This is a genomic window from Haloarcula salinisoli (assembly GCF_019599405.1).
Lineage (GTDB): Archaea > Halobacteriota > Halobacteria > Halobacteriales > Haloarculaceae > Haloarcula > Haloarcula salinisoli.
On record NZ_RKLQ01000003.1, the window covers coordinates 98,095 to 110,068 of the forward strand.

Genomic DNA, 11,974 nt, shown 5'->3' on the forward strand with positions numbered 1-11,974 from the left:
CGGCTGACTAACTGTCTACGGGTGGGACTGAAAGGGGCCGTGCGCTCGACGAAGCACGGCGAAGCAAGCACCGAGCGAAGCGAGGCGCGCAGCGAGCCGCGCGAGTCGAGCGCACGGGGGCTTTCTGGCTGTCTACAATACTGCCGACGCGGATTGTGAGCAGGGCTTTCTGGCTGTCCTGACTCTTACTACAGTTGACCTCGACATCACCGGAGAGCCAAACCCCTATGGCTGGCAGTTCCCTACCGGCGGGTATGTTCACCGGCATCGTGGAGGCCACGGGTGAGGTACTGGCAGTGACGGACGACGAGGGCGGCCGGCGAATCCGCGTCGGGACGCCGTTTGCGGACCTCTCATACGGCCAGTCCATCAGCATCAGCGGGGCCTGTCTGACCGTCGAGGAGTACGCCGACGGGGAGTGGGCCGAGTTCTTCCTCGCGCGGGAGACGCTGGCGAAGACCTTCTTCGACGGTCTGCAGGAAGGTGACCGCGTCAACCTGGAGCGGGCGATGCCGGCCGACGGGCGCTTCGACGGCCACATCGTCCAGGGCCACGTCGATGCGACGGCCGAAGTTGTGGATATCGAGCAAGAAGGAGACGACTGGACGTTTTCGTTTTCGCTACCCGAGAACCAGCGCGACTACCTCGTCGAGAAGGGGTCGATAACCGTGGACGGCATCAGCCTCACTGTCGCCGCTCGTCACGACGACCGCTTCGACGTGGCCATCATCCCGACGACCTACGACGAGACGACCCTCTCGGAGAAGTCCGTGGGCGACCTCGTCCACCTGGAGGTCGACGTGGTCGCGAAGTACGTCGAACAGCTCTGCTAGGACTCGAAGTCGGGGACGCCGGGCTCGCTCTGTGGCTCGTCGCTGCGCTGGGCCCGCTTGTACGCCTGCCGGTAGGCGTCGACTTTCCGCAACAGGAGCAGGATGAAGATGCCGTCGTAGACGACGACGAACGCGATGAACGCGACGAACTGGTTGACGCCGTACACCGCAGATAGCACGCCGATTGCGATGCCCGACAGCGAGTTATAGCCCGCGTGGATGACCGCCGCGATGAGCAGCCCCTTCAGGACGATGGGGCCGGCGTTGTCGGGGTTGAACTTCGCGAGCCCGAGGTAGTAGCCCGCGAAGGCCGAGTAGATGACGTGGCCCGGGCCGGCCAGGGCGCGCACCGCCGCGATGCCGCTCCCCTCGTTGATGGCCTGGACGGTCCCGGTGACCATCTCGGTGTTCTGGACGATGTACAGCGCGTTCTCGATGGTGGCAAAGCCCAGCCCCGCCATCGCGCCGTAAACGGCGCCGTCGATGACCGCGTCGAACCGGTCGTCACGGAAAGCGTACAGCCGGACCGCGAGCAGTTTCACGCTCTCTTCGACGGGCCCGACGATGATGAAAAAGAAGGCCAGTTGCCCGAGGAACGGCAGGAGACCGCCCACCGAGCCGATGGTCTGGACCGGCCCACGCAACACCGTGTTCAAGATTGCGGCGAAGCCGGCAAACAGCACGCCGAGCATGAACGTACCGACCAGCAGCGTCAGGGGCTCCTGGGTCGTTACGTCGGCGTAGTAGATGTAGCCCGCGAGCACCAGCGCCGGAATCGCCGACATCGCCGCGAGCACGCCAAAGAGGGGCTGTGCCCCCAGCGCGCCGAGGCCCCCGAAGGCTATCTGGACCGCGAGAATCGCGACGGCCAGGAGGATAACCAGCCCGCGCAGCGCCCACTGCCCGGCGTAGTACAGGAAATACACCACCCGGTCGAACACCGACCGGACCTCCCAGTCGGCGATTTCATAGAGGTCCGCCGACCGGTCGGAGTTTCGCTCCACCGGGTCCCGCTGTCGTTCAGCCATATGGTCGATGGTCGGGGGCCCGCCACCTAACGGTTTGGCCCGAGCTACTGGGCTCGCGGTGACAACACTTCGCGGAGACGAGAAGGTTTTGACGTTCACGGTCGTAGCCCGGATATGAGTCTACGGGCAGGTGTCCTCGCCGTCCAGGGTGACGTCTCCGAACACGCGAGGGCTATCGAGCGGGCCGCGACGGCCCACGACGAGTCGGCCGAAGTCGTCGAGATACGCGAATCCGGCCTCGTCCCCGACTGTGACGTACTGCTGATGCCCGGCGGTGAGTCGACTACCATCTCCCGGCTTATCCATCGGGAGGGTATCGCCGGCGAGATAGAGACACACGTCGCCGAGGGCAACCCGGTGCTTGCGACGTGTGCCGGGCTCATCGTCGCCGCCAGCGACGCCCACGACGACCGGGTCGAGACCCTGAACATCGTCGACGCCACCGTCGAGCGCAACGCCTTCGGTCGCCAGAAAGACAGCTTCGAGGCGCCCCTCGACGTGGCCGGCTTCGAGGACCCGTTCCCGGCCGTGTTCATCCGCGCGCCGGTCATCGACTACGTCGGCAGCGACGTCGAGGTGCTGGCCTCCTGGGACGACCGCCCCGTCGCTATCCGGGACGGTCCCGTCGTCGGCACCTCTTTCCACCCCGAACTGACCGAGGACCCCCGAATCCACGACCTGGCCTTCTTCGACAGCGTCGAATCATAGGCACCCACTTTTTGCACCGTCGCTCGCGCGCCATCGGCGCGCTCACTTGGGCAAAAACTTGGGGAAAAATCGCGGCGTGCTCCTTTCGTGCCTTCGGCACTCCAGTCCGCGCGCCGCGGTGGAACCGCGGCCGTCGGCCGCGGACGCTACCCCCGCGCCTGCGTACGACGTTCCCCCTGGAATTGGTGTACCTCTGCCACTTGCGTAACGACGCGCTGAAGGGCGCCCCCGCCGACGTGTGGGTATGAGCGACGACGCCGACGTCATCGACGATGTGTTCGCGGTCATCGAAGACCGCAAGGAGAACCTCCCCGAGGGCTCCTACACGACCTCGCTGTTCACCCACGAGAAAGGGGAAAACGCCGTCCTGGAGAAGCTCGGCGAGGAGACGACGGAGCTGATTCTGGCCGCGAAAGACGACGACCGCGAGGAACTGGCCCACGAGTCGGCCGATATCGTCTATCACCTGCTGGTTCTGCTGTCGATGAAGGAGATGGACGTCGACGACCTGCGCGAAGAACTCGCCGAGCGGCGGTAGCTGGCGTCGGCGACCCCAGTCTGTCTACTCCTCGTCGCGGTTCTCGGACATATGTTCCCAGATTTCGGTGCAGCCACAGCCGTCCTCGACGTCCTGCAGGTGTGCTCGGTCGGTATCGTCCGCCTTCGACCGTGTCGTCTGTTGCTGCTGAGTCTGTTCCATTGTAGTTACCATACGTAACTCGTACTGATAAGGGTTCTCTGAGACGACCACACACGGTCGAGGGACGTGCAAGTTCGTTGCTGGCCGCCGTCCGGCAGCGCGGCAGGCCCTTCAGGGGCTGAAACCACGAGTAGTTTTATTGCCCGTGACACTCGTCTCCACGCCGTATGAGTGCGTCTACCGTGCGTGGCACCATCGCGGGGATGGGCCAGCGGGCGAACCCGGCCTTCGCCGTCGGCGTCGTCGCCGTCGCCCTGGCGGCGCTGGCCTACGCGACGACGATGGCCTCGATACAGCACCACACCTACGTCCACGTCATGGCTGGGGTCCTCTGGACGGGCACCGACCTGTTCATCGGCGTCATCCTGGGGCCGGTCATCGGCGGGCTCGACGAGGAGGCAAGTGCCGCGGTGTTCGAGCGGCTCACGCCCAAGACCGCCTTCTTCCTGCCGTCGATGGCGTTTCTGACCATCGCCACGGGTATCCCGCTCGCCCTTCGACTGGGCGTCTTTCCCAATGCCGGCCCGTGGCTCGCGCTCTTTACCCTGTTCAACGTCGTCCCTATCCTCCTGCTGCTTGGCTGGCGGCTGAACGCCTTCGACGACTGGCGCTGGCAGGTCCCTTTCGCCGTCGGCACCGTCGGCTCGCTGGTCTGGGTCGGACTGACTATCGGCACCTTCCAGATGATCGAGCCCGCCCTCGCCGTCGCGCTCGTGCTGGTGACGCTGCTGTCGGTCCAGGGGTTTGGCTTCCTGATGCCCGGCGAAATCCGCATCTACAAACAGATGGTCTCGCCCGCGCCGGACGCGAGTGTCATCTCGGCCATCGGGCAGCAGAACGCCAAACTCGGCGGCCTGCAGGGGCTCGTGCAACTGGTACTCATAGCCGACATGGTGTATCTCCGCTACGGCGGGTTCTGAGCCACACCGTCTTCAGGGATGGCGGTGGGTGGAACGTCACCCAAAGCCTTCGAACTGGGTGTGTTCTGGCGGGACGCCGAGTTGTTCGGCCGCTTCGACGAGACTGGACACCATCGCATTGAGACCACATGCGTAGACTTCGAGCTGCGATGGGTCGAGACGGGCATCGATCGGATACCGGGGTGGGGTGTTCCGATGGTGCTCGAATTCCGGGGGTAGCGACTGCCCATCGCCCACACCGTCCTCGAGATATTTTGCGAGTGTGTGCTGGACGTAGGCCGTCTCCCCCGTCCACTCCGTCAGGTACGACTCACGGCTTACCGTCGGCACGAAGTGGAAGTTGTCGCGCTCGTCGGCGTACGACTGGAACGCCACACGGTACGGGAGGGTGTCTTTCCATCCTCCACCGAGAACGAGCCAGATATCTCGTACGGTATCCTCGTACCTGTCTCGTCCCGTATCGAAGAGATAATCGATCATACTCTTCAGCGGGGCGGCACCCGTGCCGGTCGCAAGAAAAACGATATCTCTCGGCGACGGTTCTTCGAGGAGGAGCTCCCCGTACGGCCCGCGGAGCGTCACCGTGTCGCCAGCCTCGAGGTCCACCGCCAGCTCGGACGTCATCTGGCCGCCCGGAACACGTCCGACACAGAATTCGAGTTCGTCACGCGTCGGCGAGCTCGCGATGGAATACACTCTCGTCGTGTCCTGGTAGCGCAAGGAGAGGTACTGTCCGGCGGCGAACTCGACCGGGTCGTCCGTCTCGACCGTGATTCGCAGGAGCGACGGATAGGGCTGGAGATACCGCTCCTGGAGCGCTGTGAGTTTCTCGCCGACGGAACCGGTCTGGTCGTCCTCGGAGACGTATCGAGTGAGCGGCGTTCCACCGTCGAGATGATCGACTTCGTCGAGTTGCGACCGGAGCCAGTCCTCGCAGGCCTCGTCAGTGGTCGGACGGTCTCGTCGCCACGCGTCCGTTCCGTGTTCGTCTAGCGTCGCCCGGAGCTCGGTCAGAACCTCGTCAGTCCGGTTCCGGTCCATCGCCGAGACGTCCGTCACGACGGCGGACTCGGTCACCAACGGGAGCTCCTCGGCTGTCTCGTGCTGCGAGAGATGTCGGCGAATCCGCATTCCCGCGGACCTATTTCTCGCTCGATAGTATAGTTTCCCCTCCGCGGCGCACTCGGCGCCTTCCTACTCGTCCGCCGGCTCGAACCGCCGAGAGACTTCGTCTCTCGTGCTCCGAAGTCGTTCGCTACTCGCTCACGACTTCGAACCGCCGGGCGACGACGTCGCCCGTGCTTCGAGCCGGCTCACTCGGCGTTCGCCGGTTCGAACCGATGCCGGACGACTTCGCTGTCGTCGTTCCACTCGAAGCTGTCGTGGACGCGGTTCAGTCGCTCGCGGTAGGCCTCGAGGTCCTCGGACCCCTCCTTTCGCGCGTCTTCGTCGGTAAGGTCGCCCAGCGTCCGGTGAGTCACGTCGGTCACTTCGAAGGTCTGGCCGTCGATGTCGAAGGTGTCGCCCTCGTCGGCGTACTCGTGACCGCGGTGCATCTGTGTAATCTCGCCCTCGGCGGCCATCTGCTGGACGTGGCCGTTCGGCAGTATCTCGTCGGCGTCGATGTGTGCCATATCGGCCCTGGGGACCCGACGGACAAAAACGTGGCTCGGCCTCGAACTGCGATTGAACGACCTTTTACCCTGTGACGGTCAAAGACAGGGCAATGAGCCATCCTTTCGAGAATCTCCCGACCACGCCCCGGGCCGAGGAGATACTGGACAAAGCGTTCTCGCGGGCGACGCGGGCCTCCGGGTCCAAGACCGGTATCGAGGCCCAGCAGTCGATGCTGATGACCGCCTCGAACATCATCTCGGACAACTTAGAGAACGTCGCCACGCAGTGGCCGACCATCGACGAGCTGGACCCGTTCTACGTGGAGCTTGCCGACGCCGTCGTCAGCGAGACCGACCCCGCCGACGACGACCCCGGTATCGACGCGCTGAAACAGCACCTCTCGAACATCTCCTGGGCCGGCCGCAAGGCCAAGGAGATCCGCCAGGAATACGAGGGCCGCGTGGTCCGAAGCGACGTCGACACGTCCCGCAAACTGCGCAAGCAGGCCTTCGCCCGCATGGCCGACATCACCGAGCAGGTCGCCGAAGACCTCGAAGCCGTCTCGAAGGCCCGCGACGCGCTGAAGGGGCTGCCCGACATCCGCCCGGACGAGCCCGTCATCGTCGTCGCCGGCTACCCCAACGTCGGCAAGTCCTCCTTCGTCAACAGGGTGACCCGCGCGGACAACGAGATCGCCTCTTACCCCTTCACCACGACGCAGATTCGCGTCGGCCACGTCGAGGCCGACCGCATCCGCTACCAGCTCGTCGACACGCCGGGACTGCTCGACCGCCCGCCGGAGGAGCGCAACGAGATCGAATCCCAGGCTATCAGCGCCCTCGAACATCTCGCAGACACCGTGCTCGTGCTGGTCGACCCCAGCGGCGAGTGTGGCTACCCGCTGGCCCAACAGCTCGAACTCCGCGACGACATCGAGTCGCTGTTCGACGCGCCGGTGCTGACCATCGGGAACAAGAGTGACCGCTCGACCGACGTCGAGGCCGACCACTTCATGAGCGTCACCGAGGGCGACAACGTCCAGGAGGTCCTCGACGCGGCCATCGAGGCCGTCGACTGGGAGATAGAACTCCCCTTCAGCGACGAGTAAGGCCCGCTCGCGGTTCTCCGTCACTCTAGTTCGTAGGTGACGTGCACGCTCACCTCGACGGTGACCGGACCCGGTGAGATGTTCGTCTGGCCGCCGCCGTCGGCTGCGGTCGCGTACTCCGCCCGGACCACCGGCTGGCCGCCGTCGTTCGTCTGGATGGTCACGGCGTCACCGACACTGCGGTCCTCGGCGGTCGCGAGCGTGGTCGCATCACCGCGGGCCCGATCCATCGCCGTCGTGAGTGCTTGCTCGCGGGCGTCGGACCGCGTCTCGTCGCTCAAACTGTACGTGATGCCCTGGACACGGTCGGCGCCGCTGTCGACGGTGGTGTCGACGAGTGTCCCGACCCTGTCGACGTCCGTCGTCTCGGCCTCGATAGTGTGGACGGCGACGTAGCCGACCAGTTCGCGGCCGTCCTGGCTATAGTCGTACTCCGGTCTGACGCTGAACCGCGAGGACGTGACGGTCGCGCCCTCGTCTTCGAGTGCGCTCCGTATCGCGTCCGCGTCGCCGCTTACGTTCGTCCGGGCCGCGGCTGCCGTCTCGCCCCGACCGACGGCGGCGACTGTGACTGTCGCTTCGTCGGGGGCCCGTTCGACTGTCGCGTCGGCGCCGACGCTGACGGTGGCGTTCTCCGCTGTCGGTTCCGCCGCGGTCGCTGACGGCGCGCCGCCGGTGTCAGCCACGACGTAGCCGACACCGCCGGCCAGCAGGAGCGCGACGACGCCGATTACTGCGAGTGGTTGTGTCTCCATACGACCCGGATGCACCGCGGTCGTATTTATTGCAGCGAACGCTCAAATGCGGATTTGAGCGTTCTACCCACGTTCGACGGTGATGTAGCGGACGGAGACGTCGACGTCCTGTCCGGCCGCATCGTCGACCACGGTGTCGAGTCGGCCGGCCAGTCCCGGCGGGTCGGAACCCGGCGGGACACCGACGGTGACGACGACGTGGCGGGGCTCCTGGAAGAGGACTGTGTTGCTGTGCTCGACCTCGACGCTGATGACCTGTCGGGGCGGTTCGATAGCGGATTCGACGCGCTCCTGTATCGCCTCTTCCGTGGTCGCTTGCTGGTACGTATCCAGCGTGACGCCGCCCAGAAACGCCGAGAGGACGAGAATCGAGACGACGAGCACGCCGATGCGTTTCACCGTCGCCGACCGGGCGTCGCTCTCGCGGAACCAGTACTCCGGCCGGTACCCCTGGTACCAGAGGCCGACCAGAACCGCGAGGTTGATAGAGAGGATGTTCACGAGCACGAGCACGCCCGAGCCCAGCGAGACGAGCGGCTGGCCCCACGCGATGCCGATGCCGACCGTCGCCGCCGGCGGGATGAGCGCGACGGCTATCATCACGCCCACCAGCGCCGTCGACACCCCGGAGGTCAGACTCAACACGCCCGCCGCGCCGGCCCCCAGCGCCACGACGAGCGAGAGGAAGTCGGGGGCGACCCGCTCGCGGACCTGCTGGACGCTCGTCACGTCCGCTATCGGTGGGACGACGTTCGCTGTCCGCACAATGAAGGCAAAGGCGGTGGCGCTGACGATAGCGAGCAGGATGCCCAGTGTCTGTAGTTTGACCCCCCGGACGAACAGCTCGTGGTCGTCGACGACGGTGCCGACGTTGGCCGTCATCGCCGGGCCGATGAGCGGTGCGATGACCATCGAGCCGACGACGACCGCCGGGGAGTTGAGCAGGAGTCCGGCCGTCGCGATGACCGCGCTGATGACGGTCATGATGACGTACGTCGACAGCGCCGGCGCCATCGACTCCGCCTTCGAGGTCAGCTCCTCGCGGGCGATGCGGTCCTCGTCTTTCTCCTCGGCGTAGCGCTCCTCCAGCGCCTCGAAGTCCCGGGAGAGGACGGTGTTTGCCTCGGTGATGACCGTATACGTGTCGTCGTTGAGCCCCACGTCGCGCAGCGATTCCAGCACCGGCTCGACCGCGTTCGTGGGAAGGGGAAAGGTCACGACCGCCCCGATGTCTCTCCCGCTGGACTCCTCGTTGACCACGTAGTCGATACCCTCTTCGTCGAGGACCCCGAGCGTCGCCTCGAGCTTCCCCTGCGGGACCGAAATCTGTACGAGCCGCACGGCTACGCGTGTGGTGGCTGTGGGTAAAAACCCGGGTGGTCGGTCCAGACGGAAACTGACGCGTTTTTCCCCGTCGGTGCAGTATCGGGCCTATGTTCGACGCACGTCCCGACCGGAGCGCCGAAGTGGTGCTCGTCGGCCGCTCCAACGTCGGCAAGTCGACGCTGATGCGGGAGCTGACCGGCCACACGTTCGACACCGGCCAACGGCCCGGCGTCACCCGCAGCCCCAACCACTACGACTGGACCGGTCCCGACTTCGTCCTGACCGACCTGCCCGGCTTCGGCTTCATGAAGGGCGTCCCCGACGAAGTCCGCGAGCAGATAAAGACCGACGTGGTCCGCTACGTCGAGGACAACGCCGAGAAGATTCTGGTCGGAATTCTGGTCGTCGACGGCAAGAGCGTCATCGACATCATCGACCGCCACTCCGGGCCCGACGAGATTCCCCACGACGTCGAGATGTTCCACTTCCTCCGGGACGTCGGCGTCGAACCCGTCGTCGCCGTCAACAAGATGGACAAGGTCGACGACGAGGACGAGCGCCTGAACGAGCTGTGTGACCGCCTCGGACTCTATCCCCCCTGGAAACAGTGGCAGGAGACCATCTCCCCAATCAGCGCCAAACGGGGGAACATCTCCGCACTGAACGAGGCCGTCCGGCACCACCTGCACGAGGCCGAACGGGACGACCTGTTCCAGTTCTTCTGAGACCACCTTTTTCGTCGTCGCCTTTCCTCACTCACTTCGTTCGTTGCGGGAAGGCTCCTCGAAAAACGTGGGCGAAAAAGGCCGGACACTCACTCCGTTCGTGTCCGGTGAAACCGCTCGCCGTCGGCGAGCGGCATACGCACTGTCACAACCCTGCCTTTCCCCGTCAGCGCTCGGGGTCGGCGGGAGACCCGCCGACCCACTCGCGCCCGGCCACAGCGACCGCCGGGGGCCTTCTGTCCGACTCAGTTCCCCTCGACCGCTCGCTCGTGGATGTGCCCGCTGAGGGCACCGACCGGGAGCGTTATCCAGAACGTGGTCAGGAACCCGAACATGCCAAACAGCATCGTCAGGCGGGGAAGGTTACCGGACATCGTCCACTCCGGGTGCAGGAGCGTAATCACGTACCAGCCGCTGACGCTCAGTGGCGCCCCGATACCGTAGGTAAGCACCGTTGCGGCGATGCCGCCGGCTACACCCCAGTAGCGGGCCGACGCCGGTCGCTGCGCCCAGGTGAACGCGCCCGCGAGGAACGCGGACGGCACGACGAACGGAATCGCGTACACCCCGAACATGTAGATACCGCCGTGGGCCGGGCCGAAGGCCCCGAGGCCGTACTTGGTGATCGGTTCGAACCCCGCCGCGACGACGAACACGGTGGCCGCCGACAGCGCAGCGGTCGCGAAGGCATAGCCCGCGCCGATATCGCGGTTGTCCGCCCCGGGCAGGCGTCCTGGCCCGAAGCGTTTGCAGAGCACTTCCGCCGTCTGGGCAGTCGTCGCGCTCATATATTATAATTCTTTGAATACCCTTATATTTTCTTCGGACCGAGTGGAAACAGTTGCTATCCCACGTGTGGCTCCGGCGCTGCTGTCGCCACCGCGCCTGGCGAAACACAGTTGTATCCGGCCAGTGTGCCTTCGACAACATGACTGGGTTGGCTGGGCCGATCCGCGGCCTCCGCGACCGCGTCGAGGCCGTCGAGGACCGTATCAACGCTCGTCTTCCGCCGTCGCTGAAAATCGGGCTGGGCGTGCTGTACTGGTTCTCGACGCGCACGTCGACGCGGTTCGACGCGTTCGCCGACCGGCCCGCTGTCCGTCGGTGGTCGGACCTCGCCATCGCGACCCTGTTCGTCCTGCAGGTCGGGACGCTGGTACTGGTCACCGTGGCCGCGGGCAACGCCCTGGGCCGGGAACCCACCGCACTCAACGACCCGGTCAACACCATCGCGATTCCGGGCGTCAACGAGTTCATGCCGCTGGCCTCGACGCCCTACATCGTCCTCGGACTCGTCGTCGCGACCGTCGTCCACGAGGGCGGTCACGCGTTGGCCTGCCGGGCCGAGGGTGTCTCCGTCGAGGAGTGGGGCGTCGCACTCCTGGGCGGCGTCGTCCCGCTCGCGGGCTACGTCCTGCCCGACGACACGCTCGACGAGGCCGACGCCCGGACCCGGATGCGCGTGTTCGCGCTCGGGGTCCTGCACAACCTCGTCGTCACCGTCCTCGCTGGCGCAGTCCTGGTGAGCTCGCTGACAGCCACACCCACCGAAGCCTTCCTCACCTACTTCGGCTGGGCGGCGACGGGCGGGCAGGCCCCGACGGCCGCCGCCGTGGCCGCGCTCGGTCCGCTCACGAACGCCTGCTTCTGGCTCGTCCTGCTGAACGCCAACGTCGGGCTTCTGAACGCCCTGCCCATCGGCCCGCTGGACGGCGGCCGGGTCCTCGCCGAGAGTATCGACGCGGCCGACGACCGGCTCGACGACGCTGTTCCGGCCTGGCTCAAACGAGTGGCCGTCTACGGGACCAGCGGCTTCGTCGTCGGGTTGCTCGCTGTCGCCATCCTCGGCCCGTATCTGTGAGAGGGCTGGCGCTGATTACTGGCCACCAGCAGCAAAAACCGACGCTGCAGGCACTTACCGCGCGCTATACGTCCGAACGAACGCGGGAAATCAGGCGACGTTGAAACCTTTGTCGCGCAGGAAGTCCTCGACGCGACCGGTGTGGTTCCCCTGGAGCTCGATCTGGCCGTCTTCGACCGTCCCACCGCAGGCGAACTTGGACTTCAGGTCCGAGGACAGCGAGTCCATGTCCACGTCTTTCGGGTCGAACCCCTCGATGATCGTTACCTCCTTCCCGTAACGGCGCTCGTCGATGCGGATGTTGATCTCCTGAGACTCCTTGGCCACGTCTTCGCAGACGCAGAGCTCCTCAGGCAACCCGCACGTCGAGCAGACTTCCGACATTACAACGGG

General features: G+C 65.6%; 15 protein-coding genes. 7 read left to right on the forward strand and 8 right to left on the reverse strand.

All coding sequences use genetic code 11. The features are described from left to right. Window positions 1–254: 254 nt before the first annotated feature. Window positions 255–833 (forward strand): riboflavin synthase, encoded by a 579-nt coding sequence (locus EGD98_RS16665; protein WP_220589531.1) that lies wholly within the window; start codon window positions 255–257, stop codon window positions 831–833. Here EGD98_RS16665 and EGD98_RS16670 read toward each other — a convergent pair. Then, window positions 830–1,861, reverse strand: coding sequence for a PrsW family intramembrane metalloprotease (locus tag EGD98_RS16670; RefSeq protein ID WP_220589532.1), 1,032 nt, complete (start codon window positions 1,859–1,861; stop codon window positions 830–832). The genes EGD98_RS16665 and EGD98_RS16670 overlap by 4 nt on opposite strands. 114 nt (window positions 1,862–1,975) lie before the next feature. On the opposite strand from EGD98_RS16670, the gene pdxT reads away from it, so the two are divergent. Both pdxT and hisE read left to right on the forward strand, forming a co-directional pair. Continuing rightward, a complete protein-coding gene (pdxT, locus tag EGD98_RS16675; protein ID WP_220589533.1) occupies window positions 1,976–2,569 on the forward strand; it encodes a pyridoxal 5'-phosphate synthase glutaminase subunit PdxT in 594 nt (197 codons plus the stop codon). Window positions 2,570–2,813: 244 nt separating this feature from the next. Next, complete coding sequence (hisE, locus tag EGD98_RS16680; RefSeq protein WP_220589534.1) at window positions 2,814–3,107, forward strand: phosphoribosyl-ATP diphosphatase; 294 nt, start codon at window positions 2,814–2,816, stop codon at window positions 3,105–3,107. 24 nt (window positions 3,108–3,131) lie between these two features. On the opposite strand, the gene EGD98_RS16685 is transcribed toward hisE, so the two are convergent. Next, window positions 3,132–3,269 carry a hypothetical protein gene (locus EGD98_RS16685; protein ID WP_220589535.1) on the reverse strand — a complete coding sequence of 46 codons (138 nt, stop codon included), beginning with the start codon at window positions 3,267–3,269 and terminating at the stop codon, window positions 3,132–3,134. Window positions 3,270–3,472: 203 nt separating this feature from the next. Between EGD98_RS16685 and EGD98_RS16690 the strand changes: the two genes are divergently transcribed. Then, window positions 3,473–4,189 carry a hypothetical protein gene (locus tag EGD98_RS16690; RefSeq protein ID WP_413229592.1) on the forward strand — a complete coding sequence of 239 codons (717 nt, stop codon included), beginning with the start codon at window positions 3,473–3,475 and terminating at the stop codon, window positions 4,187–4,189. 36 nt (window positions 4,190–4,225) lie between these two features. On the opposite strand, the gene EGD98_RS16695 is transcribed toward EGD98_RS16690, so the two are convergent. Together EGD98_RS16695 and EGD98_RS16700 are read right to left on the reverse strand one after the other, a co-directional pair. Further along, window positions 4,226–5,320 (reverse strand): FAD-binding oxidoreductase, encoded by a 1,095-nt coding sequence (locus EGD98_RS16695; RefSeq protein ID WP_220589537.1) that lies wholly within the window; start codon window positions 5,318–5,320, stop codon window positions 4,226–4,228. Between the two features lie 182 nt (window positions 5,321–5,502). Next, the gene (locus EGD98_RS16700; protein WP_220589538.1) at window positions 5,503–5,823 is read right to left on the reverse strand and encodes an ASCH domain-containing protein; all 321 of its coding nucleotides are present in this window, start codon (window positions 5,821–5,823) and stop codon (window positions 5,503–5,505) included. Between the two features lie 92 nt (window positions 5,824–5,915). Between EGD98_RS16700 and EGD98_RS16705 the strand changes: the two genes are divergently transcribed. Continuing rightward, window positions 5,916–6,914 (forward strand): NOG1 family protein, encoded by a 999-nt coding sequence (locus EGD98_RS16705; RefSeq protein WP_220589539.1) that lies wholly within the window; start codon window positions 5,916–5,918, stop codon window positions 6,912–6,914. A gap of 20 nt (window positions 6,915–6,934) precedes the next feature. Here the strand turns inward: EGD98_RS16705 and EGD98_RS16710 are convergent, their stop codons facing one another. Continuing rightward, on the reverse strand, window positions 6,935–7,669 hold the full coding sequence (locus EGD98_RS16710) for an SIMPL domain-containing protein (RefSeq protein WP_220589540.1): 735 nt from the start codon (window positions 7,667–7,669) through the stop codon (window positions 6,935–6,937). A gap of 63 nt (window positions 7,670–7,732) precedes the next feature. Beyond that, the gene (locus EGD98_RS16715; RefSeq protein WP_220589541.1) at window positions 7,733–9,010 is read right to left on the reverse strand and encodes a TIGR00341 family protein; all 1,278 of its coding nucleotides are present in this window, start codon (window positions 9,008–9,010) and stop codon (window positions 7,733–7,735) included. Between the two features lie 92 nt (window positions 9,011–9,102). On the opposite strand from EGD98_RS16715, the gene engB reads away from it, so the two are divergent. Then, entirely contained in the window at window positions 9,103–9,720 is a 618-nt protein-coding gene (gene engB, locus EGD98_RS16720; protein WP_220589542.1) for a GTP-binding protein EngB, read from the forward strand. Between the two features lie 245 nt (window positions 9,721–9,965). Here engB and EGD98_RS16725 read toward each other — a convergent pair whose 3' ends face one another. Next, window positions 9,966–10,508, reverse strand: a complete 543-nt coding sequence (locus EGD98_RS16725; protein ID WP_220589543.1) for a hypothetical protein — start codon at window positions 10,506–10,508, stop codon at window positions 9,966–9,968. A 140-nt stretch (window positions 10,509–10,648) separates the two neighbouring features. Here EGD98_RS16725 and EGD98_RS16730 point away from each other — a divergent pair, with 140 nt between their 5' ends. Next, complete coding sequence (locus EGD98_RS16730) at window positions 10,649–11,581, forward strand: site-2 protease family protein (RefSeq protein ID WP_220589544.1); 933 nt, start codon at window positions 10,649–10,651, stop codon at window positions 11,579–11,581. A gap of 90 nt (window positions 11,582–11,671) precedes the next feature. Here EGD98_RS16730 and yciH read toward each other — a convergent pair whose 3' ends face one another. Further along, window positions 11,672–11,965, reverse strand: a complete 294-nt coding sequence (yciH, locus tag EGD98_RS16735) for a stress response translation initiation inhibitor YciH (protein ID WP_004516073.1) — start codon at window positions 11,963–11,965, stop codon at window positions 11,672–11,674. Window positions 11,966–11,974: the final 9 nt, after the last annotated feature.

Bases quoted from the DNA above. Each gene is read 5' to 3' on its own strand.
- EGD98_RS16665 (WP_220589531.1), top strand. From the start codon at position 255: ATGTTCACCGGCATCGTGGAGGCCACGGGTGAGGTACTGGCAGTGACG.
- EGD98_RS16670 (WP_220589532.1), bottom strand. From the start codon at position 1,861: ATGGCTGAACGACAGCGGGACCCGGTGGAGCGAAACTCCGACCGGTCG.
- pdxT (WP_220589533.1), top strand. From the start codon at position 1,976: ATGAGTCTACGGGCAGGTGTCCTCGCCGTCCAGGGTGACGTCTCCGAA.
- hisE (WP_220589534.1), top strand. From the start codon at position 2,814: ATGAGCGACGACGCCGACGTCATCGACGATGTGTTCGCGGTCATCGAA.
- EGD98_RS16685 (WP_220589535.1), bottom strand. From the start codon at position 3,269: ATGGAACAGACTCAGCAGCAACAGACGACACGGTCGAAGGCGGACGAT.
- EGD98_RS16690 (WP_413229592.1), top strand. From the start codon at position 3,473: ATGGGCCAGCGGGCGAACCCGGCCTTCGCCGTCGGCGTCGTCGCCGTC.
- EGD98_RS16695 (WP_220589537.1), bottom strand. From the start codon at position 5,320: ATGCGGATTCGCCGACATCTCTCGCAGCACGAGACAGCCGAGGAGCTC.
- EGD98_RS16700 (WP_220589538.1), bottom strand. From the start codon at position 5,823: ATGGCACACATCGACGCCGACGAGATACTGCCGAACGGCCACGTCCAG.
- EGD98_RS16705 (WP_220589539.1), top strand. From the start codon at position 5,916: ATGAGCCATCCTTTCGAGAATCTCCCGACCACGCCCCGGGCCGAGGAG.
- EGD98_RS16710 (WP_220589540.1), bottom strand. From the start codon at position 7,669: ATGGAGACACAACCACTCGCAGTAATCGGCGTCGTCGCGCTCCTGCTG.
- engB (WP_220589542.1), top strand. From the start codon at position 9,103: ATGTTCGACGCACGTCCCGACCGGAGCGCCGAAGTGGTGCTCGTCGGC.
- EGD98_RS16725 (WP_220589543.1), bottom strand. From the start codon at position 10,508: ATGAGCGCGACGACTGCCCAGACGGCGGAAGTGCTCTGCAAACGCTTC.
- EGD98_RS16730 (WP_220589544.1), top strand. From the start codon at position 10,649: ATGACTGGGTTGGCTGGGCCGATCCGCGGCCTCCGCGACCGCGTCGAG.
- yciH (WP_004516073.1), bottom strand. From the start codon at position 11,965: ATGTCGGAAGTCTGCTCGACGTGCGGGTTGCCTGAGGAGCTCTGCGTC.